Here is a 2,196-nt window from a genome sequence, read left to right on the forward strand (position 1 = left end):
CGGGCAGCGTGCGAGCCCGGCGGACGGCGCCCGGCGGACGGCGCCCCGCCGACGGCGGGTGGTCAGTCCGCCGCCTTGGCGTGGGCGACGTTCGCCAGGGACCGCCACACCAGCAGCAGCGTGATCCCGGAGCCGGCGAACGCGAACCACCACGGGGCCACCAGGCCCCAGTGCTCCGCGACGACGCCGCCGATGGCCTGCCCCACCACGAGGCCCCCGAACACACAGATCATGTTGATCGACGCGACGCGGCCCTGGAACGCCTTGGGCACCGCGCGCTGGCGCACCGTGGTGGACAGCGTGCCCCAGACGAACGCGTAGACCCCGAACTCGAACATGATGGCGATCGCCACCCAGCCGTTGGTGGTCAGCGCGAACGCGCCATGGGTCAGCACCTCCAGCGTGAGGCAGACGCGGATGAGCGTCGCCAGGTTCACGTGCCGCTCCAGCCAGCCGTAGATCAGGATGCCCACGATGCCACCCAGGGCGCTCGCGGTGGTGAGCAGGCCGTAGCCCACCTCGCTCATGTGCAGGTGGTCCAGCGAGTACTTCACGAGCACGCCCCACGGGGCCGCCCAGGTGACGTTGAAGACGAGGATGACGACGCACAGCGTGCGCACGGGCGGGTGGTGCCACACCCAGCGCAGTCCCTCGGCGATGTCCTTGCGGACGTGGGAGTTGCCGTCGCGCACCGTGGTGAACGATGCGCCGGCCGGGGCCGTGATGCGCGAGACGAGGACGATCGCCAGCGCCGCGCACACCACCTGGATCGCGAACGGCCAGGCCATGCCGACGGCGAAGAGGAACGCGCCGACCGGTGGCCCCACGAGCTGGTTCGCGGCGAGGAACCCGGCCTGCATGCGCTGGTTGCCCGCACCGAGGTCGGCGGGGGCCACGAGGGTGGGCAGGAGGGTCTGCTGGGTGGTGTCCGCGAAGACCTCCGCGGTGCCGTAGAGGAACATCGCGGCGAGCACCATGGCGATGCTCACCGTGCCTGTCCCGATGAAGACGCACAGGACCGCGATCACCAGTGCGCGGATCGCGTTGGCGACGATGACGACGAGGCGCCGGTCGAGGCGGTCTGCCAGCGCGCCGGCCCAGAGGCCGAACAGGAGCCAGGGCAGTCGCTGCAGCATCGCGGCGAGGGCGACGAGGAACGCGCTGTCGGTCTGCGAGGCGACCAGCAGGGGTCCTGCGGCCAGCGCGATTCCGTCGCCGATGTTGCTCGTCCACGACGACGAGACGAGCCAGCGGAACGACCGGCCGAGCCTGCGGGGGAAGACTGCCTCGACGAGTGCGCTCACAAACGTTCGAGTCTAGGAGTCGCCGTCCAGGCTTTTTCCGAGTCCGCGTACGGTGCTCCGGAAGGGCGAGATGTGGCCCTGATCGGGGCCCTTCGCGAGGCGAAAACTTGCACCTCGACAACGGCCTTGAGACGTGTTTACCGCAACCTGGACACTCGTCCGAGTCGGTGTTGACGTCCGCCTGGAACAGGTGCACACTCTCACAAGACGGTGCGCATCGCCCGCCCCCTGCGCGGTGCGCACTGTCATTACCCCGGTGGACCTCGGTCCACCTGCTGAGCCCCTTCGGACCCCCTGCCGGAGGGGCTTTTGCATGCCCTGGGCCACCGCGCCGGGGTCTGGGGGCGCTGCTCCGATTGCGCCCGGCGGCATCCTCCCTGCCCGGTTTCACCCCCGTGGAGCCCGTTCCGGGCACATGTCACCCGGGTGACTTCCGCGTCGACCGTGCCCGGGCCCGTGCGGGGTGCGGTGTGTCGCGCGGCGTGGCGTCCGGACCTTGCGGACACCACGCGGTTAGTTTGCTGGGGTGAACGCTGCACGCCGCCAGACCGCAGCCGCTCCCGAGATCTCGGTCGACCTGTCCGAGGAGCTCTCGGCCGCGCTGAAGGACGAGAACGTGGACCAAGCCGCCGAGCTTGCCGCGTCGGAGGCCCAGGGGTCCACACCGGACACTGCCCGGGACCCCATGGCCGAGTCGGTCGCGCAGTGGCGCGCCGGGCTCGTCCGCCTCGCGGGAGGGTCCTCCCTGGCCGACGTCGGACTGCTCGGTGAGGCAGTGATCGACCTGTCGGCCGCGCACCCGTCAGGGGTCGCCCAGCTCTTCGCGGGCCGGCCCACCCGGCTGTCCAGCCTGATCCGCGAGGCCGGCGCGCTGCCGACCGCCCGCCGTCGG

Annotated in this window: 2 protein-coding genes; one reads left to right on the forward strand and one right to left on the reverse strand. The window is 71.2% G+C overall.

Annotated features, from left to right (window positions below; all coding sequences use genetic code 11):
- Window positions 1–62: 62 nt before the first annotated feature.
- On the reverse strand, window positions 63–1,304 hold the full coding sequence (locus PROKR_RS14805; RefSeq protein WP_036964418.1) for an MFS transporter: 1,242 nt from the start codon (window positions 1,302–1,304) through the stop codon (window positions 63–65).
- Window positions 1,305–1,830: 526 nt separating this feature from the next.
- On the opposite strand from PROKR_RS14805, the gene PROKR_RS35055 reads away from it, so the two are divergent.
- Window positions 1,831–2,196 (forward strand): hypothetical protein (locus PROKR_RS35055; protein ID WP_036964419.1); only part of this gene is annotated, 366 nt, incomplete at its 3' end.

The organism is Promicromonospora kroppenstedtii DSM 19349 (assembly GCF_000515355.1).
Lineage (GTDB): Bacteria > Actinomycetota > Actinomycetes > Actinomycetales > Cellulomonadaceae > Promicromonospora > Promicromonospora kroppenstedtii.